The sequence below is a fragment of the uncultured Pseudoxanthomonas sp. genome (genome assembly GCF_947498795.1).
Lineage (GTDB): Bacteria > Pseudomonadota > Gammaproteobacteria > Xanthomonadales > Xanthomonadaceae > Pseudoxanthomonas_A.
Genome location: NZ_CANMLQ010000002.1, coordinates 653,793 through 676,667 on the forward strand (window position 1 = coordinate 653,793; position 22,875 = coordinate 676,667).

Genomic DNA, 22,875 nt, shown 5'->3' on the forward strand with positions numbered 1-22,875 from the left:
GCCCTCCTAGAACAGCTCGTCCGCGATCACGTAGCTGTCGCGCCCGGCCGACTTGGCACGGTAGAGCGCGGCATCCGCGCGCGAGAACCAGTCGTGCCAGGTCTTTTCCTGTTCCCTCAACAGGGCGGCGCCCAGCGAGATGGTGATGCGGCCCCCGGGTCCACGCAACGCGCCACGGACGGCCTTGCGCAGCCGCTCGGTGGCGCGCTCCAGGTCCTCGGTGTTGTCGAGCTGCAGCAGCGCCACGAATTCCTCGCCACCGAAACGGAACACCTGGTCGTTGCGACGCATCTCGAAGCGGAGAATGGAGGCCAGGTCGGCGATGGCGGCATCGCCCGCCGCGTGTCCGTACTGGTCGTTGACGTCCTTGAAGTGGTCCAGGTCCAGGACCACCAGGCCGAAGCAGCATTCGCCGCGCTGGAAGCGGTCGACCGCGTCGCCCAGCGCACGCTCCATGCTGCGCCGGTTCGGGACGCCGGTCAGTGCGTCGATGGCGGCCAGGCGCTCGAGTTGCACGCGGTCGTCCTGCGTGCGGGAGGCGAAGATCAGCGAGAACGCGGTGATAAGCGCGGCACTGACGAACACGGAGATCGCATGCACGCCGTCGTGGAAGAAGCCGGGCATCAGCTGGATGCCGACGATCAGCGCGACGTTGCAACCTACCGCCACCCAGCGATGCGCGATGAAGAAGTTGGTCAGCAGCACCAGGTAGGTCCAGGTGAGCGCCGTATGGCCGAGCATCAGGCACGCACCGAACGTGGCGCACGAATTGAACGCCGCCAGCACGTTGCCGGCACGCAGGCTGTCGCCCGTGCGCCACGCATAGACGACAGGCGCCACCACGACGAGGACGACGGCGAGGTCGAAGGCGGCCATGCTGGCATGCCCCTGCCAGGCCCTGTACACGCCGAACGATGCGATGGTCACTGCCGTGATGGAGCCCAGCAGGACGATGATGTCCAGGCGGAAATCTCGACGTTTGGGCTTCATGGCGAGGGCCGGGTGACGGCGAGGGGAGTCGGTGGATTCGTCGCTCAACGGGAACGGGACAGGTCGGCTGCGCCACCCCGGCGCCCGCGCAGTGTAGGCGTTGGCTTGAAGGCGCGAGTGATCACCGTCACGCTTGCGGCTGCCGTTCCTTCTCACAGAAGGCCCGCAGCGTCATTGCGTATTCAGCCGGTCGTGCGAAGACTCTCGCCACCGCACTGGAGGAGAACGGACATGAAGGCACTGAGAGCAACGGTACTCGCGGCATCGCTGGGCTGGGCGATGGCCTGCAGCTTGCCGGCCCACGCACAGACGGTGGGCTACAACATCCGCACCGGCGATGTCTGGGTGGATACCCGGCTCGGCGAGATCAACGATTACGGGCGCCGTTACCGCGATCCGTTCGTGTCGGAGATGACGGGTTACTACGGCGCGCCGCGCTCGCTCGTGCTGGATCTGCTCGACCGCCGCGGTTGGGCACCCGGCGACGTGTATTTCGCGTGCTCCATCGCGCGCGCCCTGGGGATTCCCTGCGTGGACGTGGTGCAGCGGTACGAGCGCAATCCCGGCCAGGGCTGGGGCAATCTCGCCAAGCAGATGGGCATCAAGCCCGGCTCCCCTGCCTTCCATGCCCTGAAGAAGGGTGCGGCAGGCACGTACGACCGCTGGGGTTACCCCATCCGCGTCGACCAGCGCATCAGTGTGGACTGGTCCAAGCACGGGCCGGGCCAGGGCAAGGGCGCTGCCGGCGGCAAGCCGCAGGCGGGTCCGGCCAGGAATGACCCTGCGGGACACGGGCCGGGCAATGCCGGCAAGGGACTTGGCAACAGCGGCAAGGGCAACCCTGGCAAGGGGAACGGCAAAGGTAATGGACGCGACTGAGCCAGCGTCCCGCTGACAGGGAAACGGCCTCCCGCGGAGGCCGTTTTTCTTTACGCGCGTCGCGCCCGGATCAGGCCGACAGCGCTTCCAGCGTCTTGAATACCTGGGGCACCGCCATGGCAGGGGTGCCGCCGTTGACGGACACCGCACGCAGGCCGTGCTGGTAGCTCTGCCAGATCATCTCGTCGGCATGCTGGATGTCGACGCCGCGGAACTCGCCCGCGCCCATGCCACGACTGAGTTCCAACCGTACCGGTTCGCGCATTCGGCGGAGCGCCGTGTTCATTTCAGCCTCCACGGCCGGCGACCAGCGTGCCGACACGCTCCACAAGGCAGGGAAGGCGATGAAGTTGGCCGCGTCCTCGCGCGCCATCCAGAAATAGAAATCGAGAATACGTTGTGCGTGCGTCGATCCCTGCGGACGTTCCACCATCGGTGCCCGCCGCGCGGTGTAGTCGCGGATCAACAGGGTGGCGATGATGTCGGCCTTGGTTTCGAAGTGCAGGATGACGCCGCGCGCGCTGAGTCCGGTTTCTTCGCCCAGGTCCATCAACGTGGTCTGGTCGAAGCCCTTGGTGAAGAACAGCCGGCGCGCGGCAGCGAGTACGGCTTCCCGCGTTTCCTGACTGGTACGTCGCTTCTGGGTAGGGCTGTGGTTCACGGCAATCTCCGGTTCGCGGGGGGAGCGCTCCGGCGTCGGGCGGGTCGGCTCCGTCCGTGCGTAGGCGTATGTCGCAACTCCCTCGTCCCCATTCTGCACAACTTCATGCATTTAGTGGAACCGGTGACGCACTCTGATGTGAGAAGAACGCGCTGCGCCCCTCATGGAAGCGCTTACCGCGCTTTCACAAACATGACTTTCACGTCTTCACGCGGTGAGCTGTCGCGCTGCATCAAACGACACGTCGAAGATCCGCTGCACGGGAGGTCCCAGTTCCCCGGCGAGCAGCGCCAGCAGGAACAGGCCCAGCAACAGTGCCGTGGGCAGGCCGAGCTGGATGGGATTCAGCGCCGGCGCAGCGCGACCCAGCACGCCGAAGGCGAGGTTCACGGCCAGCATCGCCACCATGACCGGCAATGCCAGGCCGACGGCGGCCCTGAGCACGACGGTGAACAGCATGGGAGCGACTTCCAGCATCTGCTGCACATCCGGCAGCGCCGTGCCGATCGGCAGCGAGCGGTAACTGTCCACCAGCAGCGAGACCAGCGCGAGATGACCGTTGGCGGTGAAGAACAGCAGGCCGAAGGCCAGGTAGAACCACTGGCCGACCACGCCGGAATTCACGCCACGCAGCGGATCCGACATCTGCGCGAACGCGAGGCCCGTTCCCTGCGAGATCAGTTCGCCCGCCATCGCGCCGGCCTCGAAGGCAAGCCTCAGCATGAACCCCATGCTCGCGCCGACGGCGAGTTCGCGCGCCACGTTGAGCACGGTGCTGGCGTCGAATGCGATGTGGTCCGGCGTGCCGGGCAGCAAGGGTGCCAGGGCCATCGCCAGCGCACCGGCGATGATGACGCGCACGCGCACCGAGACCGCGCGCGTACCGATCAGTGGCGCCGCCATCAGCAACGCCCCCGTGCGCAGCATCGTCCACAGGATGGCGTTGATCATCCCGAAGGCCTGCTGGCCGTCGATCACCATCTGGGTGGCGGGATCCATCGCGTCGCGTCCGCGGCGTCAGCCGATCAGGTGGGGCAATCGCTGGAACAACGTCGTCGTGTATTCCACGAGTACGCCGAGCAGATAGCTGCCGGTGGCGAACAGCGCGGCTGTCAGCGCGATGGCCTTGGCGACGAAGGCGATGGTGGGTTCATTGAGCTGCGTGGCGGCCTGGATCACGCCGACGACCACGCCGACGACCAGCACGACCAGCAGCAGTGGACCCCCGACCCAGAGCGCGATCTCGAGGCCGCCGCGCAGTTCGGTAAGAGCGGTTTCGGGACTCATGCCAGTCTCCTCAGACGCCGTTGAAGCTGGCGGCAAGCGAACCGACGATCAGCACCCAGCCGTCGACCAGCACGAACAGCAGGATCTTGAACGGTGCGGACACCAGCATCGGCGAGAGCATCATCATGCCCATCGACATCAGCACGCTGGCCACGACCAGGTCGATGATGACGAACGGGATGAAGATCAGGAAGCCGATCTCGAAGGCGGTCTTCAGTTCGCTGGTGATGAAGGAGGCGACCACGATCGGGAACGGGACGGCATCCGGTCCCGTGTAGCTGCCGTGCCCGGCCAGGCCGGCGAACGTCATCAGGTCGGTCTCGCGCACCTGCGCCAGCATGAAGTCGCGCAGCGGGCCGGTGGTCAGCGTCCACGCGGTGGAGAAATCGATCTGGCCGTTGAGATAGGGCGCCATGCCCTGGGCCCAGGCTTTCTCGCCCACCGGCATCATCACCAGCATGGTGAGGAACAGCGCCAGACCCACCAGTACCTGGTTGGACGGCGTCTGGCCGGTGCCAAGTGCCTGCCGCAACAGGCCGAGCACGATGATGATGCGGGTGAAGGCGGTCATCGCCAGCAACGCGGACGGGATCAGCGTGATCGCCGTCATCAGCAGCAGCGTCTGCAGCGGCAGGCTGACGGTGTTGTCGCCCACTTGGCCCACGTTGACCTTGGGCAACGTCGGCAAGGCGGGCGCGGTCGGTGCGGCCGGGGCCGTCGGCGCGGCGACGGGTGCCGGGGCCGGTGTCGTGGCCTGCGCGAAGGCAAGCGTCGGCGCGGCCAACCAAAGCAGGCAGATCAGGGAAAGGACGAAACGACGCATCTCAGGACTCTTTGCGCAGGCGCTTGGCCAGCAGTTCGGCGAAGTTGGGCATCGTCGGCGCGGGCGCGACGACCAGGGGTTCGGGCAGCGCATGCAGGGCGGTGATGCCTCCGGCGGTCACGCCGATCAGCAACTGCTCCTTGCCGACTTCGATCACCATCACGCGTTCCTTGGCGCCGACCGACAGCATCGACACCACGCGCAGCTGTTCGCTGGGGCGGATGCCCAGGCCGGCACCGGGCAGGCGCTTCAGCAGCCAGGCCAGGCCCAGGATCAGGCCCAGCACCAGGATCAGGCCGACCAGTGCACCGCCGATGCCCGGCGTGGAGGGCGCGTGCTGGCCGATCTTCTGGGCGGGTGCCGCGGCCGCGGCAAGGAGGGCGAAGGCGTGCATGGTCGGGCTCAGCGCAGACGACGGATGCGTTCGCTGGGGCTGACCACGTCGGTCAGGCGCACGCCGAAGCGGTCGTTGACCACGACGACTTCGCCGTGCGCGATCAGCGTCCCGTTGACGTACACGTCCAGCGGTTCGCCCGCGCCGCGCTCCAGTTCCACCACCGAGCCCTGGTTGAGCTGCAGCAGGTTGCGGATGGGCATGCGCGTGCGGCCGACTTCCAGCGACAGGGTCACCGGCACGTCGAGGATGACGTCCAGGCTCATGTCCGCGTCGTGGCCGGCGTGGCCGTCGTGGCCGTTGTGGGACAGCTCCGTATCGCCGGGGGCGGTGGCAAGGGCTTCTTCGTTCTCGGGAATCATGGCGTAGCGTCCTGGAAGGCGACGGGTGCAAGGGCGTGGCGGGTGGCGGCGGATTGCTGGTGGCGGTTGCCGGGCGGGTGGTGCGCGGTGATCTTCACCGCGTTGAGGCCGTTGGAAATGCCGAACTCCCCGGTGAACACCGGCACCTGCTCGACGCAGACCGGCACGGACTTCGGCAGGTCGATGGGCAGGATGTCGCCCACCTTGAGGCGGGTCAGCTCGCGCAGGTTGATGCGCTTCTCCGCGAGCACGCTGGAGACGGTGACTTCGGCCGAGCGCAGCTGTTCGTGCATGGTCACGCGGAAGCTGTCGTCGTCGTGCACGCGGTCGGACTGGATGCCGGCATCGAGCAGTTCGCGGATCGGCTCCAGCATGGAATAGGGCAGCGTGACGTGCAGGTCGCCGCCGCCGCCGTCCAGTTCCACATGGAAGCGGCTGACCACCACGTACTCGCGCGGACTGACGATGTTGGCGAAATGCGGGTTGACCTCACTGGTGATGTATTCGAAGTCCACCGGCATCACCGGGGCCCAGGCATCGATCAGGTCGGCGAAGGTCTGCTTCAGCAGCAGCTGGATCACGCGCATCTCGGTGGCGGTGAACTCGCGGCCTTCGATCTTGGCCGGGTAGCGGCCATCGCCGCCGAAGAAGTTGTCCACCATCGTGAACACCAGCTTCGGTTCGAACACGATCAGGCCCACGCCACGCAGCGGCTTGAACTTGACCAGGTTGAGGTTGGTCGGCACGTATAGCGAATGCAGGTAGTCGCCGAACTTGATGGTCTCGATGCCGCGCACCGACAGCTCGGCGGAGCGCCGCAACAGGTTGAACAGGCCGATGCGCCACGTGCGCACGAAGCGCTCGTTGATCATTTCCAGCGTCGGCAGGCGGCCGCGCACGATGCGGTCCTGGCTGGCGAAGTCGTAGGTGCGCGCCACGGTGGGATCGTGCGGCGGCTCCTCGGTCTCGATCGCGCCGGTATCGACGCCGTTGAGGAGGGCGTCGATCTCGTCTTGCGACAGCAGGTCACTGGTCATCATGGCGGCGCGGTTCCGTCACTGCATCACGAAGCTGGTGAACAGCAGGGACTCGGCGCACGGCTTGCCGGTCTCGGCGACCAGCAGGGCCTTCACTTCACCGAGGGCGGCGTTCTGCAGGCGCTCCTTGCCTTCGCGCGACATCAGGCCGGCGGCATCCTGCTGCGCGAACAGCATCAGCAGGCGGGCGCGGATGGCGGGCGCATGCAGCTGGATGGCGGTCAGCGCCTCGGGGTCGCGCGTCATCAGCTGCACTTCCACCTGCAGGTAGCGCGCGCCGCCGGTTTCGCCGACCAGGTTCACCACGAAGGGCGGCTCCAGCGCGAAGTACTGCGCAGGCGCGGGCACTTCGCCAGGGCTCTTGGCCTTGGGGGCGTCGGCCTTCTCGTCCTTGCTGCCGTGGCTGGCGAAGTACCAGGCGCCGCCGCCTGCAGCGCCGGCCGCGATGACCGCCACCAGCCCGATGGTCAGCAACGACTTGCCGCCCTTGGGCTTGTCGGCCTTGTCGGCCTTGGATTTGCTTGCGTTCTTGTCGGCGGCTGCCACGGCGATGGATCTCCTGAGGGGTCAGTCCAGGGGATGCAAGGGGCGTGCCGGGGCCGGAGGGAAAGGTCGACGGGGTTTTGACGCGCGGTGCCCAGGATGTGCTGACGTGGGAGCGACGTAAGTCGCGATATCGAAGCCGAAGCGCCTGGCGGCGGAGGGCGTACCGACGCCGATATCCGGCTCTCGCGACTTACGTCGCTCCCACAGGAGCGGGATCGGCCCGTCAGGCGTAAGCGTCCACCAGTCCGCGCGCGGTCATGCGGACGGTGCGGGGCGTGTCGGCGACGGGCTCGCCCGCATCGCCACGGGCGTCACCGGGCTGCGGCGCGCTGCCCTGCGACGGCGGCGCGTGCTGCTGGCCGACATCGGCGTGGGCGAGCTGGAAGCCGTGCTGGCCGAGCATGTCGCGCAGGCGTGGCAGGCTGCTCTCCAGGGCCTGGCGGACCTCGGCCTGCGCGCTGCTGAAGTCGGCATGCACGCGGTCGCCCTCCAGGCGCAGGCGTATCTCGACCGTGCCCAGGTCGTTGGGGGTGACCTTGATGTGGGCATGTCCGATCTTCTGGTCCGCCATCCAGCGGACGGCGTCGCCGATGTCGTCGTCGAAGTGGCCGCCGTGCAGGTCGGCGCTGGGCGCTTCCATCGGGTTGACAGTCTCGGTGCGGGACAGGCCGAGCGGTGCGTTCGAGGCGCCGACGCCGGCCAGCAGGTTGTTCACCGGCGCGGGAGCGTCGCCGTCGTCGGAGCGCAGGGCATCGACGATGTCGCGACCCAGCTGGACCGCGTCGGGCACGGCCGCCGCGACCTGGCCTGCCGCCAGATGGGTCGCGAACGACAGCAGGTTCTGCAGCGGGGCCTTGGCCGACGTCTCGGGCGCGGCCGGTGCCGCGGGCAACGCCGTGGCGGTCGACCCATCGGCGGAGTTCGTCGGCGCGGGATCGGCGCTGGCGGCGTCGATGCCGGCCGCTGCCAGGACCGGCATGCCGCCGGGCAACGACGCAGGCATCGGTGCGCGGGTACCGGCCAGCAACGCATCGGGCTCCAGCGGGGCAGTGGGCGAGGCCGTGTCCGGCAGGAGGGTGCCGGACGGATGGCCCGCCAGGTCGATCATCGTCGGTGCGGCCGCATTCGCCGGGACCATGACCGGTGCCGGCACAGGTGCTTCCAGCAACGTGAGCACGACCCGCGACGCCGCGTCCTGCGCAGCGGCCGTGTCTTCATCGGTGCTGGCGCGGGCGTGGTCGGTCTTGCGGGCAGTCGCGCCGGTCGGTGGCGCAGACGGGTCTTTTGCTTCGCCGGCCCGCGCACTGGTCGCACGTGCGGTGTCGTCGCGCTTCACGGGACGACGGACCATCTCGTCGAACGCGGGCTTCTTCACGGTGCCCGGGTCATCGCTTGCAGGCACCGTGCCGACCGATGCCGATGCCGATGCCGGCGCAGGCGGCGGCGCCTTGGCCGCGAAAGGCAGCGCGGACGTCGATGACGGCATCAGGCGTCCTCGTTCTCGCGGGCGGTGGCGGCCAGGCGGGCGCGGCGCGCGCCCACGTCGTCCATTTCGCGCTGGTCGCGACGGTCCACGATCAGCTTTTCCTGCACGCGATAGCTCGCGGCGAGCTGTTCCAGCACCTGCTTGTCGCGGCTGGCCAGCAGCAGGCGGTCGCGTTCGATGTCCACGCTGGCGCGGCTGCGGTCGACGTTCTGCAACTGCTGCTTGAGCGCCTGGTCGATGCGCTCGAGGAAGGCGCGCCGGTTGGCCAGTTGCGCGGGGCTGGTCGCGGCCATCTGGCTGTTGGCGTAGTCCTCGGCGTACTGGCGGAGCTCCTCCAGCCGGGATTCGTGCTGCGCCAGCGTGTTCTGGCGCTCGGCCAGCTCGCGGGCGACGGAATCCTCGTGCTCCTGCGCGCGGCGCAGCAGGGGATCGATTCGGCGGGACTGCATCATGACGGGGGTTCCTTGGCGTTACTGCAGGCCGGGCGGCAGCGGAATGCCGGCGGCGGCGTTGCGTTGGATCAGGGATTCCAGGGCGGCGCGGCTGCTCGGCAGGTCGGCGGCGCGCGCCACGTCCTGGCCGAGGAATTCGACGATCTCCGGCCAGCGTTCGAGCGCTTCGTCCACGGTCGGATCGTTGCCGCGCTGGTAAGCGCCGATGGCGATCAGGTCGCGGTTGCTGTTGTAGGCCGACAGCAGGCGCTTGAGCTTGCGGATGCGGTCGCGCCAGGTCTCGTCGGCGATTTCGGTGACCACGCGGCTGACCGAGGATTCGACATCGATAGCGGGGTAGAGCCCGGCGTCGGCCACGCGGCGCGACAGCAGGATGTGGCCGTCGAGGATGGCGCGCGCGGCGTCGGCGATCGGGTCCTGCGGATCGTCGCCTTCGGTGAGCACCGTGTAGAACGCGGTGATGGAACCGCGCCCCTTGGCGCCGTTGCCCGCGCGTTCGACCAGCGCCGGCAGGCGTGCGAACACGGACGGCGGATAACCGCGCGTGGTCGGCGGCTCGCCGACCGACAGGCCGATCTCGCGTTGCGCCTGGGCAAAACGGGTCAGCGAATCCATCAGCAGCAGGACATTCAGGCCCTGGTCGCGGAACCATTCGGCGATCGCCGTGGCGCGGTACGCGCCCTGCAGGCGCGCCAGCGGCGGACGGTCGGCGGGGCTGGCAACGACGACCGCGCGTGCCAGGCCGGACGGGCCGAGTGTGGTCTCGACGAAATCACGAACTTCGCGGCCGCGTTCGCCGATCAGGCCGACGACGATCACGTCGGCGGCGGTGTAGCGGGTCATCATGCCCAGCAACGTCGACTTGCCGACACCGGAGCCGGCGAACAGGCCGACGCGCTGGCCACGGCCGATCGGCAGCAGGGCGTTGATCGCGCGCACGCCGACGTCGAGCGGCTGGGTGATGGGTTCGCGCGAAAGCGGATTGATCGCCATGCCGGCGAGGCTGACGCTGCCCTCGGCGCGGATCGGGCCGCGTCCGTCGAGCGGCACGCCATCGCTGTCGATGACGCGGCCCAGCAGGCCTTCGCCGACTTCCACGCCGCCACGACGGCGCGAGGGCACCACGCGCGCATTGGGCAGCAGTCCGTGCAGTTCGGCGCTGGGCATCAGGTAGGTGCGTTCGCCGGAGAAACCGACGACTTCCGCATCCACCCAGCCGCCGTCGACGACTTCCACCTTGCAGGTGGCGCCCATCGGCGCTTCGCAGCCGATGGCTTCCAGGGTCAGGCCGACGGCGCGGCGCAGGATGCCTTCGCGGATCAGGCCGCGGCCACCGAGCTCGGGGTTGATCTGCGACAGCCGCGCGGACAGGCGCAGGTCGCGGGCGGTCAGCCATTCCAGCGGCTGGGCACTCATGCCCGCGCTCCCCGGTTGAGCACGGTGTCCAGCGCGCCGCGCAGGCGGGCTTCCAGCGTGCCGTCGATGCGCACACTTTCCGCATGCACGCGCAGGTCGCCCCGGCTCAGCGAAGTGTCGGCGGTCAGGCGCGTATGCGCCGTCATTGCCAGCACCGGCGTCAGTGCGGCGATGTCGTCCGGATGCAGGCGCAGTTCGACTTCGCGCTGCGAACCGCCCACGGCATCCAGCGCGGAGGTCGCCAGTTCCTGCAGCAACACCGGATCGGTCTGGTACGCGCGCCCGACCAGGGCACCGGCGATGCGCACGGCGAGTTCGGAGAGCGCGGCGACGACCTCATTCTCCAGACGGTCGAGCGGACGCGAGAAATTGTCGAGGATGCCCTCCATCTGCGCGGCGAGGCGGCGCACCTCGGACTGGCCCTGTGCGAATCCGTCGGCATGGCCTTCGGCGAGGCCGCGTTCCAGGCCCTCGCGATGGGCAGCGTCCTGGATGGCCTGGATCTCGTCCAGCGTCGGCGGCACCAGCGGCGGTGCCTCCTGTTCGGCGGCGGCATCGGACACGACCACGTCGAGCGGTGCCGGCATCCAGCGCAGGGGCGAGGGCGCGCTCATACCATTTCCTCGGCGCTGGCGGTCAGGGCGATGACGCCCTGGTCAGCCAGGCGGCGCACGATGGCGAGGATTTCCTTCTGCGCGCCTTCCACGTCGGACAGGCGCACCGGCCCGCGCGCTTCCATGTCCTCGAGCAGGATCTGTGCGGCACGCTGCGACATGTTGCGGGTGATCTTTTCCTTGACCTTGGCGTCGGCCCCACGCAGCGCCAGGCCCAGGCGGTCGTTCGGAACTTCGCGCAGCAGCGCCTGCAGCTCGCGGTCTCCGAGTTCGGCCAGGTTGTCGAAGACGAACATCAGGTCCTGGATGCGCGCGCCCAGGTCGGCGTCGACCTGGGTGATGCTGCCCAGGATCACCTGGTCCTGGCCCGAATCCATGAAGTTCAGGATGTTCGCCGCCACCTTCACGCCCCCGATGCTGGAGGCCTTGAGGTTCTGGTTGCCGGCGAACTGGCGCTCCATGATTTCGTTGAGCTCGTTCAGCGCGTTCGGCGGGATGCCGTCCAGCGTGGCGATGCGCAGCAGCACGTCGGTGCGGGTGCGCTCGGGCAGCAGCTTGAGCGTATCGGCGGCCTGGTCGCTGTCCAGGTGGGCCAGCACGATGGCGATGATCTGCGGGTGCTCGTTGCGCACCAGGTCGGCGATGGCACGCGGGTCCATCCACTTCAGCGTGTCCAGCCCGGTGGTGTTGCGGCCCAGCAGGATGCGGTCGATCAGGCTGCCGGCCTTGTCCTCGCCCAGCGCCTGCACCAGCACCTTGCGCACGTAGTCGTCGGCACCCATGCCCAGCGATGTCTGCTTGTCGAGCGCTTCGCCGAAGTTCGAGATCACCTGCATGACCTGCTCGCGGCTGATGCCGGAGATGGTGGCCATGGCGATGCCGAGCTTCTGCACCTCCTTGGCGTTCATGTGCTTGAGCACCTCGGCGGCGTCCTCCTCGCCCAGCGAGAGCAGCAGCACGGCGGCGCGCTGCACACCGGTCAGTGTGTTGTCCTGCGCGTTACTCATCGCTGGCCACCCAGTCCTTGACCACCTGTGCGACCTGCTTGGAGTCGGTCTTCACCGCTTCCCGCGCCTGGCGCAGGCGGTCTTCGTAAGCATCGGAGGGCAGGGCGCGCAACGGTGGCGCGTGCTCGTGCGAGAGCGTGGCGACCACGCCGTCTTCGTCTTCCGCGTGCACCACGTTGACGTCGATCCCGTCGTCCTCGTGCTTCAGCTTGGCGGTCGGGCTGATGATCTGGCGCATGGCCGGGCGCAGCACGCCGAACAGCAGTGCGACGACCACCAGCGCGCCCAGCCCGTAGCGCGCGATGTCGCGCACCATCGGGTTGTGCAGCCACGGGCTTTCCCAGAATGGAACGTCCGAGGGCGCTTCGGTCTCGCGCACGAAAGGTGCGTTCATCACCGACACCGAGTCGCCGCGCGCCGCGTCGAAGCCCACGGCCTCCTTCACCAGCGCTTCGATGCGGGCCAGCGTCGCGGCGTCCAGCGCCGTCATCACCACCTTGCCGTTCTCGCCGGTGCGCGGCACGTGGTCGACCAGCACCGCGGCGGTGACGCGGCGCACGCGGCCCGCGGGCTGGCGCGTGTGCTGCAGGGTGCGGTCCATCTCGAAGTTGCGGGTGGCGCTGCTGCTGGTTTCCACCGGGGCGGCGGGGTTCGGCGCGGCGGCGGCATTCGGGCCCGGCGGCGTGTTGCTGGTGGCGCCGGGTACGCCTTCCGGGCCGGTGGCGGCGACGCTGTTCTGGCTGACCTGCTCGCTGCGGATCTTGGCCGGGTCGTTGGCGAAGGTTTCGCGCGCTTCTTCGGTGACGGAGAAGTCCATGTCCACGGCGACCTCCGCATTGACGCGGCCGGGGCCGGTCAGCGGTTCCAGCAGTTCGCGGATGCGGTCGTTGAAGGACGTTTCCAGTTTGCGCACGCGCTCGAACTGGGCGGCGTTGAGCGCGGCCTCGCTGTTCGGGTCGCTGATGGTCAGCATGCGGCCGCTCTGGTCGACCACGGTGACGCGCTCCGGGGCCAGGTCGGGGATCGAGGACGAGACCAGGTGGACGATGGCATCGACCTGGTTGCGCTCCAGCATCGTGCCCGAGCGCAGGTCAAGCACCACGGACGCGCTGGCCACTTCGCGCTGCCGGGTGAACGCGCTGGGCTTGGGGATGGCCAGGTGCACGCGGGCGTCGCGCACCGGACGCAGCGTGGTGATGGTGCGGACCAGTTCGGTTTCCAGCGCGTGCTGGTAGCGCGCGTTCTCGACGAACTGGCTGACGCCGAAGCCGGGATCGCGCTCCATCATCTCGAAGCCGAGGCGGCCGCTTTCGGCCAGGCCGGCGCCGGCCAGCTTCAGGCGGGCATCGTGCAGGTTTTCCTCGGGCACGGAGATCGCGCCGCTGGCCTGGTCCAGCTGGAAGGGGATCTGCGCCGCGCGCAGCATGTCGGTGGCTTCGGCGGTGGCCTTGGCGTCCAGGCCGGTGTACAGCGGGGTGTAGGCCGGCTTCTGCGACCAGAAGAACACCATCATGCCCACCGCCACCGCACCGGCGATCAGCAGCAGCGTGCCCATCTGCTTGAACACGCGGGCGTCCTGCATCTTGGTCAGCGCCGCGCCGGCCTTGTCGGCGGTCAGCGATTCCTTCAGGGCTTCCTTGGACAGCGTGAGGGCCATGGCGACGGGTCGGTTCTAGGAGAAGGAAAGGGAAGGTGGGTGCCGCATCACAGCGGCATGTTCATCACGTCCTGGTAGGCCTGCACCAGGCGATTGCGGACCTCGACGGTGGCGCGGAAAGCGACCTGCGATTGCTGGGCGGCCACCATCACCCGCGCCAGGTCGGCGCGCGGGTCGCCGAGTTCGAAGGCCTGGGCCAGCGCGCCGGACGTCTTCTGCGCGTTGTTCACGCCCTCGAGCGCGTTCTGCAGGGTGTCGCCGAAGCTGGGCGCCTTGACGCCCGGCTGCTCCAGTCCCACCCGCCCCGGGCCGATCGCGCCCGGATTCGGCATCGGCTCCAGTGCGCGGGTACCGACTTGGTGCTGGTAGCTGCGGATCTGCGAGAGGATGGAAGTGACGTCGGACATGGGCGGGTGCTTCGGTCGTCGGGTGTCTTGCGTAGTCGGTTGCAAGACCCGTGCCGGAAACCGCGCCCGGGGCCAGTCAGTTTTCCGTCGCCAGCGCCACGTCTTCGCGCTCGATGCCGTACTTGCGCAGCTTTTCCACCAGCGTGGTGCGGCGCAGGCCCAGCAACTGGGCCGCATGCGCGACCACGCCGCCGGCGCGGTCCAGCGCGTCGCGGATCAGGTTCAGTTCGATCTGCGCGATGTGCTCGCGCAGGTCGATGCCGGCTTCGGGCAGGCGATCGGCGGGCGTCACGGCCGCCGCCACGATGGCCGACGGGGCGGGTGCGGTGGCGGCCGGCGCAGGCGCTGCAACGATGGTCGGCGCGGCCGGCAGCTCGACGCCTTCCGGCTGGTAGCGCTTCGGCAGGTCGGCCACGCGCACCAGGCCGCCGGGATGCAGCACGGCGAGACGCTCGACCAGGTTGGTGAGCTCGCGCACGTTGCCAGGCCAGGCGTACAGGCGCAGCGCCTGCAGCGTCTCGCTGGCGAAGCGCACTTCGCCGCGGCCGGTGCGCGAGAGCTGCGCGGCGATGGTCATCACCAGGTCGGGCAGGTCGTCGGCGCGCTCGCGCAGCGCGGGCATCTCGATGGGGAACACGTTGAGCCGGTAGAACAGGTCTTCGCGGAAGTGGCCGTCGGCGATGCGCGCTTCCAGGTTGCGGTGGGTGGCGGCGATCACGCGCACGTTGCAGCGGATGGTCTGGTTGCCGCCGACGCGCTCGAAGCTGCGTTCCTGCAGCACGCGCAGCAGCTTGACCTGCATCGGCAGGCTCATGTCGCCGATCTCGTCCAGCAGCAGCGTGCCGCCTTCGGCCATTTCGAAGCGGCCCTTGCGGGCGGTCAGCGCGCCGGTGAAGGCGCCTTTCTCGTGGCCGAACAGTTCGCTCTCCAGCAGGTCCGGCGGGATGGCGCCGCAATTGATGGCCACGAACGGGCCGTCGCGACGCGGCGACTGGTCGTGGATGGCGCGGGCCACCACTTCCTTGCCGGTACCGGACTCGCCGAGCACCAGCACGGTGGTGTCGAAGGTGGCGACCTGCTCGATCATGCGGCGCAGCCGGGTGACCGCGGGACTGTTGCCGGTCGGGCCGCTGGTGCTGACCTGCTGGGCCTGGTGTTCGGTATCCAGCCGCTTCAGGCTGGCGCGGCGCAGGCAGGCTTCCAGCTGGGCGTGGCGGATGGGGCTTTCCAGCGCCCAGACCCCGGCCTCGTGCAGGCCGTGGGCGGCCGCGAAGCCCGCGGTGTCGCCTTCCAGCAGCAGCACCGGCGGGGGCAGCGGCGCCTTGCCCAGCCAGGCGAAGAAGCCGTCGGCGGCCTTCTGGTCGTCGAGCGAACCGACCACCACCGCCAGCCAGTCGTGCTGCCGGGCGCGGCGGACATCCACGTCACCGGCGCTGGAGACCCAGCGGGGCGTCAGGTCCATGAATTCGAGCAGTCCGGCCAGGCGTTCGGCACGCGTGGCGTCGGCGTCGATGACGAGGATGCGGGATTCACTCATGGCGGCGGTCTTTGAATTTTTCGAGGATGGGCAAGACTTCCTGGATGTAGGAAAGCTTGCTGACGAAGTCGTCGGCGCCGGCGCGCATCGCGTGTTCGCGGTGTTCCGCGTCGTCGAAGTGGCTGGCGATGACGATGAAGGGCGGGGCGTCCTGCGTCTTGATCAGGCGGGTGGCCTGCAGGCCGCCCATTTCCGGCATGGCCAAGTCCATCAGCACCACGTCCGGACGCAGCGTCTCGGAGCGTTCGATGGCTTCCAGGCCATTGCTGGCACGGCCCACGATGTCCAGCCATTCCACCTTGCGCAGGTGGCGCAGGGCGGCATTGATGAAACCTTCGTGGTCGTCCACCAGCAGTACGGTGATCTTGCTCATTGCGGTCGTGCTCCGTTATCCAGCCTTGGCCAAGACGGATACGGTAGCGCGTCGGCGTTCCCGGGCGGGAGCGATATCGAGTTGTTCACGGTACTTGGCGACGGTCCGGCGGGCGATATGGATGCCCTGGCGCGCCAGCAGGCCGGCGATGGCCTCGTCGGCCAGCGGCTTGCCCGCCGGTTCGGAATCGATCAGGCGGCGGACCATCGCGCGGACGGCCGGGCCGGACACGTTGGCGCCTTCCAGCCGTACCGCGAAGAAGTGCTTCAGCTCGAACGTGCCGCGCGGGGTCTGCATGTACTTGCCGGTGGTGATGCGCGAGACGGTGGACTCGTGCATGCCGATGGCATCGGCGATCTCCTTCAGCGTCAGCGGGGCCATCGCTTCGTCGCCCTGGGTCAGGAAGCCCGCTTGGCGTTCGACGATGGCGCGCGCGGTGCGCAGCAGGGTGTCGTAGCGGATGGAGAGGCCACGGGTCAGCCAGCGCGCCTCCTGCAGCAGTTCGCGCAACTTGCCGGCGCCTTCGGACGGCTCGGCCTGGTCCAGGGCGCGTTCCTGCATGGCGTTGACGCGCACGCGCGGGGTGGTGGCCGGGTTCAGTGCCACGCGCCACGCGCAGTCGGCGTGCCAGGCCACCACGTCCGGCACGATGTAACCGGTCGGGGCAGGCGCCAGCGACGCGCCCGGGCGCGCATCCAGCGACAGCACCAGCCGCACGCCTTCCATGACCTGGTCCAGGTCGAGCTCCAGCAGGCGCGCGAGGGCGTCGTACTCGTGCGCGGCCAGCAGGGCCATGCCGTCGGTGACGATGCGGCGCGCGACGTGGCGGGCGGGCACGCGTCCCTGCAGGCAGTCCAGCTGCACCAGCAGGCATTCGCGCACGTCGGCCGCGGTCAGGCCGGGGAACTCGCCGCGCAGCAGGCGCTCGCGCAGGGCGAGTGCGGCGCCGGTGGTGAGGTCGAAGCGCGCCGACGCCAGCAGCGCCAGCGTATCGGGTGCCTGCTCCAGGTAGCCGGCGTCGTTGGTGTGCTCCAGCCAGAACGCGACCACGTCGAGCGCACGATCATCCAGTTCCAGCGCCAGGCGATCCAGCACGCGGACGTGCGGGTCGCTGGATTCACCGGCCTCGACGCGCTGCATGCGGTCGTCGTCGCCGTCCTGCCAGCCGGCACCGGCCACGTCCCACAGGTTCGATTCGGGAAGTTCGTCGAACGCGGCCGTTTCCAGCGTCGCCACGTCCTGCGCGGGGAGCACCTCGATGTCACCGGCCGGGTCGGCGTCCTGTACTTCCTCCACTTCGAGCAGCGGATTGAGGTCCAGTGCCCGGCGCACCTCCATCTCCAGCTGCAGGCCGTCCAGCTGCAGCAGCCGGATCGACTGCAGCAGTTGCGGCGTCAGGTGGAGTTGCTGCCCGAGCTGGGTGGAAAGTCCCGTTTTCATTCCCGTGATCCCCGATTCGATGGCATGCCGAGCTGGCTTCACATCGTGTTGACACTGTGCGGGGCGGGTGACGGAAAAAAAATCAGGGCGTTTCTGGTCGTGCTGCGGGCACGCCCCACCTGCCGTCAGGGTTTCCCCTACGACGTCGGTTCAATGGCGGAGGCAGGCGCCCGGAAGGGCGTGGCGATAACGGGATTCCGTCACGGATGCGGTGTCGCCCCGGGATACTGCAAGGCTCAGGCCAGTTCGTTCTGGTGGCGCGCGGCCAGCAGCAGCAGATCGTTGGCGCGGCGGCAGCCCAGCGATTCCATCATCCGCGCGCGGTGCGTTTCGACGGTCTTGACGCTGATGCCGAGCTGGGCGGCGATTTCCTTGCTGCTCATGCCGCTGCCGAGCTGGCGCAGGATTTCGCGCTGGCGCGGCGAGAGTGCGGCGATGCCGGTCGGTCGCTGCGGGTTGAGCATCGGCGCCAGCATCTTCGACGACACCTGCGGGCTCAGGAATACCTGGCCGTCGGCGGCCGCGCGCAACGCGAGTTCCAGTTCCATCGGTGCGGCTTCCTTCACCACGAAGCCGGCGCAACCGCGATCGAGCGCCACGCGTACCTGGGTGGGATCGTTGTGCATCGACATCATCACCACGCGCGTCTGCGGCAGCGATTCGCGCAACAGGGGCAGCAGGTCCAGGCCACTGCGGTCGGGCAGGGACAGGTCCAGCAGGATAAGGTCGGGGCGGTGGATCGCCGCCATGTCGAGCGCCTGTTGGGCATTGCAGGCCTCGGCCACGACATCGACGTCGGGCAGGGCCTGCAGCAGCCGGCCGATGCCGGCGCGGACCAGGGTGTGGTCGTCGACGATGAGTACACGCACGGGAGAAATCAGTCGTTGTCGCGTTGCAGGATCAAGTCACCATAACGGTGCACGTGCGCGGCGCCAATTCATAATCGCGATGGAGCGGTGAAAGCACGACGCACGTCACGCTTGCGGCGTCCGTGTCCCGCCGAAAACAGCGAATACCGCAGATTGTGGACGTGACGCGCGCACGGCCGCTGGTGCGCTCCCGGACGATCTGCGCGAAACGCGTTTACGTCCGGCTGGCCAGCTGCCGTGCTTCGGCGACCTGGCGGCGATGCAGGCGGAACAGGTGACGGTCCAGCGCTTCCGCCAGGCCGGCATTCAGGGCATCGAACTGCAGCCACAGGTGGAACAGTCCCTGCGATCCCTCGACATGGTCCAGCACGGTCGCCGGCAACTCGATCTGGTCGCTCAGCCACGTCGCCGGTTGTACCGTGACGATGCCGGGCGTACCGCTTGCGCAGGCGGGCAGCGAGGCCGCGTCCAGGCGGATGCCCCGATGCGACCAGCGCAGGCCGGTCACGGGAAGCGCGGCTTCGTGGCGGCGTGAGAGCCGGCCCAGCAGCGAGAGCACCAGGTCCAGCTTGGCTTCGATGCGCTGCTGCGTGGGCGTGGATTCCTTGCGTTCTTCCGGATCGTCGCCGCGGACGTCTTCGGCGACGGCCAATCCCTTCAGCAGCGCTTCCGAGGGTGCCTGCATCAACGCGCGCTGGCCGGCGTCGAAGCGCGCCGGCAGCACGACGTCACAGGTGAGCGCGCCATCGAAGAGCGCGTGCTCGGCGGGGTGCTCGACCAGCACGATCGGGCTAGTCATGGCTCATCCCTCGACAACGGACAGGTACGCGCGCGCGGCACGATCCGCGCGTTGCGTGGCGTGCATGCGTACGCGCGCCTGCTCGCGGGCGTCCTGCATGCTCTTCTGCAGTTCCAGCTGCGCGCGCAGCAGGACGGCCAGCGCGTCGTAGCCTGCGCTCCGGCCGCCGTCGGCATGGAGGAAGGCGCGCACGTCGTGGTCGTGGCGATTGAGCAGGCGCTCCACGTCTTCCAGTTCACCGGCGTGCAGGGCGCGACGCATGGCGTCCAGTTGGGCGAACAGCTCGTCGAGGGCCGGCGCGGTGCTCATCCTGCCGCGGCCATCGCCGGGACCTGGCGCTGCTCGTTGGGAATGGCGTTCCATGCGGACTCGATTTCGCCCAGCAGGTCCAGCGATTCGCGCAGGGCGGCGGGATCGTTGTGGAGGTTGGCTTCGATCAGGCGCGTCTGCACGTAGTCGTACAGCGCGGACAGGCTGCCGGCGATCTCGCCGCCCGCCTCGTGGTCGAGCGAGCCGTTGAGGTGGCCGATGATGGCGCTGACTTCGCCGATGGCCTTGCCCTTGCGGGCCAGGTCGCCGCGCATCACGCAGGCTTCCGCCAGGCGCAGGCGCTCGCAGGCGCCCGCCAGCAGCAGGGCGACCAGACGGTGCGGATCCGCTTCCATCACGGCGCTGCTGAGGCCGGTGTTGCGGTACTGCGCGGCGTAGGACTGAAGTGACATTCCATTTCTCCTGGGGATCCGGTCGGGGAGGCGGTCCGGACCCGCGGTGATTAACTGCTCGTCTGAGCGGTGAGCGACGCCAGTTGCTGGGCGAGGGCGGAACTGGTGGTGTTCATCTGCGAAATCATGCTGTCCAGCGCCACGAACTGCGCCTTGTAGCGGTTGCCGACGGCCTCCATGCGCGCATCCAGTGCGGTGCGCTGCGTGGCGACATCCTTGATCTGCGCGTTCAGCCCGTTGGTGCGCAGGGTGAACGCGCCATCGGTGCCCACATAGCTGCTGACCGCGGTCTGCAGCCGGCCGGCGAACGCGGTGTCGCCGGTGAAGGCGGTGCGGATCTTCTCCGGGTCAGCCGTCAGGGCCGCGGTGAACTTGCTGCTGTCGAACACAAGCGTGCCGTCGGAGGTCGGATAACCCTTGGTCTGCAGGCCGATCGTCTTCGCATCCAGTCCCTGCGCCGCCAGGCCGCCGAGCAGGTCGCCCATCAGGTTGCGCAACTGGCCGGCCGCGCTGCGCATCTGCGCGTCGCCGGTCAGCGCGGAAGGCTCGTTGCTTTCGGCGTTGTACTTGGTGCTGGCGTTGATCGCGCCGATGGCGGTGTTGTACGCGGTCACGACATCCTGCATCAGCTTGCTGGCGGCCGCGGTGTCGGTCGATACGGTGACCGTGCTGGTGCCCTTGGTCTTCAGGTCGAGGGTCAGGCCGGGCACCGCTTCGGTGATCTTGTTGGTGCTGGCGGTGACGGTCAGGCCATCGATGAGCACTTCGGCATCCGCGGCCGGCACGCGTTCCTGCAGGCTGGTGGCGAGCGACTGCAGGTCGCTGCCGCCCGAGGCGAAGGCCAGGGTGATGCCGTTCGCGGCGCCGGTCTTGTCCGAGGACACCGACAGGTACTGGCCGTCATTGGAGGTCAGCACGCTCGCCTGCACGCCCTTGCTGCGGGCGACGTCGTTGATGGCGCTGCGCACGTCCTGGAGGGTTGCGCCCTCGGCGATGTCGATGGCCAGCGACTCGCCGCCGACGGTCAGCGTCAATTGCCCGGCGCCGAAGGTCTGGGTGGCGCCGACCGGGGTGTTGGTGATCCATTTGTTGGCGGTGGCCAGCTCGACCACCTCAACGTTGTAGATGCCGTTGGGCGTGCCGCTGGCGACGCTGGCCCCGGCGACCGTGTCGGTGCCGGACTTGACCGAGCGCACGTCGAACGCGGTGGCGGACTTCAGGGCCTTGAGCGCGGTATCAAGCGTGCTGAAGGCGGAACTGACGGTGCCGATGGCCGAGAGCTTGAACTTTGCCTGGCTCTCGATGCGGTTCAGGCGATTGTCGGCGGGCTTGCGATCGGCCGCGACCAGCTGTTCGACCATGCCGGTGATGTCCAGCCCCGAACCGATGCCGCCGTAACCCAGCGAATAATCTGCCATTGCCCTGTCTCCTGTCTGACCCTTTCCGCAAAAAGGGGAGGCCGGGCGGGCCGCCATCCGATCACGAATGGGACCCGCCCGTGCAGTACCAATAACGGCCCGGCTGAGCCGTTCTTTAGCCGCATTTCTCCGTCTCCCACCGCCGCCGTGGGTCCGGCGTGCTGGTAAGAAATGCGGTCGACGGCGGTGATGCAGGGTTTGTGCCAGTGGGGTGGCGAGTGAGCGGAGAGGCGCGGGGACCGAATGGAGGCGAATGCTGCCGAGCCGGCTGGACGCGTTTGCTCACGCCTCACGCGTCACACTCACTCCTGCAAAAAAAAGACCCCCGCCGTTGCCGGCAGGGGTTGGGGTACTGCCAAACGGAGGGAGACGAATCCGTCCGTGACGACAGGGAACTACTAAGGAGCAGACGGGCGGCCGCGTATCAGCGCAGCAGGGACATCACGTTCTGGGGCACCTGGTTGGCCTGGGCGAGCATGGCCGTACCGGCCTGCTGCAGGATCTGGGTGCGGGTCAGTTCGGCGGTTTCCTTGGCGAAGTCGGTGTCGCGGATGCGGCTGCGCGAGGCGGCCAGGTTTTCCGAGCTGGTCTGCAGGTTGGCGACCACCGAGGTGAAGCGGTTCTGCACCGCACCCAGGTCGGCGCGGGCCGAGTTCACCACGGTCAGCGCCTTGTCGACGATGGTCACGGCGCGTGAGGCATTGAGGTACGACGTGACGTCAAGGTCGGACAGGCCCTTGATCTCGCCGGCGCCGGGCGTACCGCCATTCACGCCGGTGCCGGAGGTGATGCCGGCGACGCCGCTGGTGCCGTAGACGATGTTGATCGCAGCGGGCGCGCCGCTTGCGTTCACGGCTTCACCTACCGTGTAGAACGCGCCGGTCGTACCCGTGGATTCGGCGTAGATGCCATGCTCGCCGACCTTGGCGTTGATCGCGCCCATCACCTTGGCGGTGACCTGTGCCCCGGTCTCGCCAGCTTTCACGTCGACATCGTCGATGGCGATCGTCTTGCCGGCGGAATTGGTCACCGAGATCGCCGTGATCTTGCCGTCGGCGGTCGCCGTACCGGTCATGACGTTGACACCGCCGGTGGAGCCGAATTGCGCCTTGCCGAGCGAGGCGGCCTTGGCGTCGACGGTCTTGTCGATGGCGATGGCCTGGCCGGCATTGGCGCCCACCTGGAACAGCTGGCTGGAGAACGAACCGTCCAGCAGCTTGGTGCCGTTGAACTCCGACTGCTTGGCCACGCGATCGATCTCGGCGGTCAGCTGCTTGACCTCGGCGTTCAGCGCGGCGCGGTCGGAGGAGGAATTGGTCGCGTTGGAGGACTGCACGGCCAGTTCGCGAATGCGTTGCAGGTTGTTGCCGATCTCGGTCAGCGAGCCTTCGGCGACCTGCGCCAGCGAGATGCCATCGTTGGCATTGCGCACGGCGACATCGAGGCCCCGGATCTGGGTGCTGAAGCGTTCGGAGATCGCCAGGCCGGCGGCATCGTCCTTCGCACTGTTGATGCGCAGGCCGGACGAGAGACGCTGGATGGTGGTGGCGAGCGAGGCGCCGCTGGTGCTCAGGTTGCGCTGGGCGTTCAACGACATCGTGTTGGTGTTGATGACCTGTGCCATGGCGCGGACCTGTGGAAAAGAAGAAAGGGGTTACAACAGAGAAGGAATGCCCGGCGCCCGCCACCAGACCGGTGT

The 22,875-nt window shown here is 68.4% G+C and carries 26 protein-coding genes; 1 reads left to right on the plus strand and 25 read right to left on the minus strand.

The genetic code is table 11. The annotated features are described in order from the left end of the window. Positions 1-6: 6 nt before the first annotated feature. Positions 7-990: a GGDEF domain-containing protein gene (locus Q0907_RS09170; protein ID WP_299343727.1), complete on the minus strand. Its 984-nt coding sequence runs from the start codon at positions 988-990 to the stop codon at positions 7-9. A gap of 231 nt (positions 991-1,221) precedes the next feature. Between Q0907_RS09170 and Q0907_RS09175 the strand changes: the two genes are divergently transcribed. Continuing rightward, entirely contained in the window at positions 1,222-1,869 is a 648-nt protein-coding gene (locus Q0907_RS09175) for a hypothetical protein (protein WP_299343728.1), read from the plus strand. Between the two features lie 70 nt (positions 1,870-1,939). On the opposite strand, the gene Q0907_RS09180 is transcribed toward Q0907_RS09175, so the two are convergent. From Q0907_RS09180 to Q0907_RS09295, 24 genes are all read right to left on the minus strand, one after another. After that, a complete protein-coding gene (locus Q0907_RS09180; RefSeq protein WP_296281125.1) occupies positions 1,940-2,530 on the minus strand; it encodes a TetR/AcrR family transcriptional regulator in 591 nt (196 codons plus the stop codon). 207 nt (positions 2,531-2,737) lie between these two features. Further along, positions 2,738-3,529, minus strand: coding sequence for a flagellar biosynthetic protein FliR (fliR, locus tag Q0907_RS09185; RefSeq protein WP_299343729.1), 792 nt, complete (start codon positions 3,527-3,529; stop codon positions 2,738-2,740). A gap of 18 nt (positions 3,530-3,547) precedes the next feature. Next, the gene (locus tag Q0907_RS09190; RefSeq protein WP_296281121.1) at positions 3,548-3,817 is read right to left on the minus strand and encodes a flagellar biosynthetic protein FliQ; all 270 of its coding nucleotides are present in this window, start codon (positions 3,815-3,817) and stop codon (positions 3,548-3,550) included. A 10-nt stretch (positions 3,818-3,827) separates the two neighbouring features. After that, the gene (gene fliP / locus Q0907_RS09195; protein WP_296281119.1) at positions 3,828-4,640 is read right to left on the minus strand and encodes a flagellar type III secretion system pore protein FliP; all 813 of its coding nucleotides are present in this window, start codon (positions 4,638-4,640) and stop codon (positions 3,828-3,830) included. Position 4,641: 1 nt separating this feature from the next. After that, positions 4,642-5,034 carry a flagellar biosynthetic protein FliO gene (gene fliO / locus Q0907_RS09200; protein WP_296281117.1) on the minus strand — a complete coding sequence of 131 codons (393 nt, stop codon included), beginning with the start codon at positions 5,032-5,034 and terminating at the stop codon, positions 4,642-4,644. Between the two features lie 8 nt (positions 5,035-5,042). Beyond that, positions 5,043-5,396: a flagellar motor switch protein FliN gene (gene fliN, locus Q0907_RS09205; protein WP_343125254.1), complete on the minus strand. Its 354-nt coding sequence runs from the start codon at positions 5,394-5,396 to the stop codon at positions 5,043-5,045. After that, positions 5,393-6,436 carry a flagellar motor switch protein FliM gene (gene fliM, locus Q0907_RS09210; protein ID WP_296281115.1) on the minus strand — a complete coding sequence of 348 codons (1,044 nt, stop codon included), beginning with the start codon at positions 6,434-6,436 and terminating at the stop codon, positions 5,393-5,395. Before fliM ends, fliN begins: the two co-directional genes overlap by 4 nt. Positions 6,437-6,451: 15 nt before the next feature. After that, a complete protein-coding gene (locus tag Q0907_RS09215) occupies positions 6,452-6,979 on the minus strand; it encodes a flagellar basal body-associated FliL family protein (RefSeq protein ID WP_296281114.1) in 528 nt (175 codons plus the stop codon). A gap of 223 nt (positions 6,980-7,202) precedes the next feature. Next, a complete protein-coding gene (locus Q0907_RS09220; RefSeq protein WP_299343730.1) occupies positions 7,203-8,465 on the minus strand; it encodes a flagellar hook-length control protein FliK in 1,263 nt (420 codons plus the stop codon). Beyond that, positions 8,465-8,917 carry a flagellar export protein FliJ gene (fliJ, locus tag Q0907_RS09225; RefSeq protein WP_296281110.1) on the minus strand — a complete coding sequence of 151 codons (453 nt, stop codon included), beginning with the start codon at positions 8,915-8,917 and terminating at the stop codon, positions 8,465-8,467. Before fliJ ends, Q0907_RS09220 begins: the two co-directional genes overlap by 1 nt. Positions 8,918-8,935: 18 nt before the next feature. Further along, entirely contained in the window at positions 8,936-10,333 is a 1,398-nt protein-coding gene (gene fliI, locus Q0907_RS09230; RefSeq protein WP_296281109.1) for a flagellar protein export ATPase FliI, read from the minus strand. Next, the gene (locus Q0907_RS09235) at positions 10,330-10,920 is read right to left on the minus strand and encodes a FliH/SctL family protein (RefSeq protein WP_299343873.1); all 591 of its coding nucleotides are present in this window, start codon (positions 10,918-10,920) and stop codon (positions 10,330-10,332) included. The genes fliI and Q0907_RS09235 overlap by 4 nt, the downstream gene beginning before the upstream one ends. Positions 10,921-10,943: 23 nt before the next feature. Continuing rightward, a complete protein-coding gene (gene fliG / locus Q0907_RS09240; protein ID WP_296281165.1) occupies positions 10,944-11,930 on the minus strand; it encodes a flagellar motor switch protein FliG in 987 nt (328 codons plus the stop codon). 16 nt (positions 11,931-11,946) lie between these two features. Then, positions 11,947-13,611 carry a flagellar basal-body MS-ring/collar protein FliF gene (fliF, locus tag Q0907_RS09245; protein ID WP_299343731.1) on the minus strand — a complete coding sequence of 555 codons (1,665 nt, stop codon included), beginning with the start codon at positions 13,609-13,611 and terminating at the stop codon, positions 11,947-11,949. 47 nt (positions 13,612-13,658) lie between these two features. Then, entirely contained in the window at positions 13,659-14,018 is a 360-nt protein-coding gene (gene fliE, locus Q0907_RS09250) for a flagellar hook-basal body complex protein FliE (protein ID WP_296281105.1), read from the minus strand. Between the two features lie 76 nt (positions 14,019-14,094). After that, entirely contained in the window at positions 14,095-15,555 is a 1,461-nt protein-coding gene (locus Q0907_RS09255; protein WP_299343738.1) for a sigma-54 dependent transcriptional regulator, read from the minus strand. Further along, on the minus strand, positions 15,548-15,928 hold the full coding sequence (locus tag Q0907_RS09260) for a response regulator transcription factor (protein WP_055944547.1): 381 nt from the start codon (positions 15,926-15,928) through the stop codon (positions 15,548-15,550). The genes Q0907_RS09255 and Q0907_RS09260 overlap by 8 nt, the downstream gene beginning before the upstream one ends. 15 nt (positions 15,929-15,943) lie before the next feature. Beyond that, positions 15,944-17,368: an RNA polymerase factor sigma-54 gene (gene rpoN, locus Q0907_RS09265; RefSeq protein WP_299343740.1), complete on the minus strand. Its 1,425-nt coding sequence runs from the start codon at positions 17,366-17,368 to the stop codon at positions 15,944-15,946. Between the two features lie 236 nt (positions 17,369-17,604). Next, the gene (locus tag Q0907_RS09270) at positions 17,605-18,237 is read right to left on the minus strand and encodes a response regulator transcription factor (RefSeq protein ID WP_296281099.1); all 633 of its coding nucleotides are present in this window, start codon (positions 18,235-18,237) and stop codon (positions 17,605-17,607) included. 214 nt (positions 18,238-18,451) lie between these two features. Continuing rightward, positions 18,452-19,036: a PilZ domain-containing protein gene (locus Q0907_RS09275; protein ID WP_299343743.1), complete on the minus strand. Its 585-nt coding sequence runs from the start codon at positions 19,034-19,036 to the stop codon at positions 18,452-18,454. Between the two features lie 3 nt (positions 19,037-19,039). Next, complete coding sequence (locus Q0907_RS09280) at positions 19,040-19,345, minus strand: hypothetical protein (RefSeq protein ID WP_299343745.1); 306 nt, start codon at positions 19,343-19,345, stop codon at positions 19,040-19,042. Then, positions 19,342-19,758, minus strand: a complete 417-nt coding sequence (gene fliS / locus Q0907_RS09285; RefSeq protein ID WP_296281094.1) for a flagellar export chaperone FliS — start codon at positions 19,756-19,758, stop codon at positions 19,342-19,344. The genes Q0907_RS09280 and fliS overlap by 4 nt, the downstream gene beginning before the upstream one ends. A 50-nt stretch (positions 19,759-19,808) precedes the next feature. Next, the gene (gene fliD, locus Q0907_RS09290) at positions 19,809-21,176 is read right to left on the minus strand and encodes a flagellar filament capping protein FliD (RefSeq protein WP_299343748.1); all 1,368 of its coding nucleotides are present in this window, start codon (positions 21,174-21,176) and stop codon (positions 19,809-19,811) included. 424 nt (positions 21,177-21,600) lie between these two features. Next, complete coding sequence (locus tag Q0907_RS09295; protein WP_299343751.1) at positions 21,601-22,800, minus strand: flagellin; 1,200 nt, start codon at positions 22,798-22,800, stop codon at positions 21,601-21,603. Between the last annotated feature and the right edge of the window lie 75 nt (positions 22,801-22,875).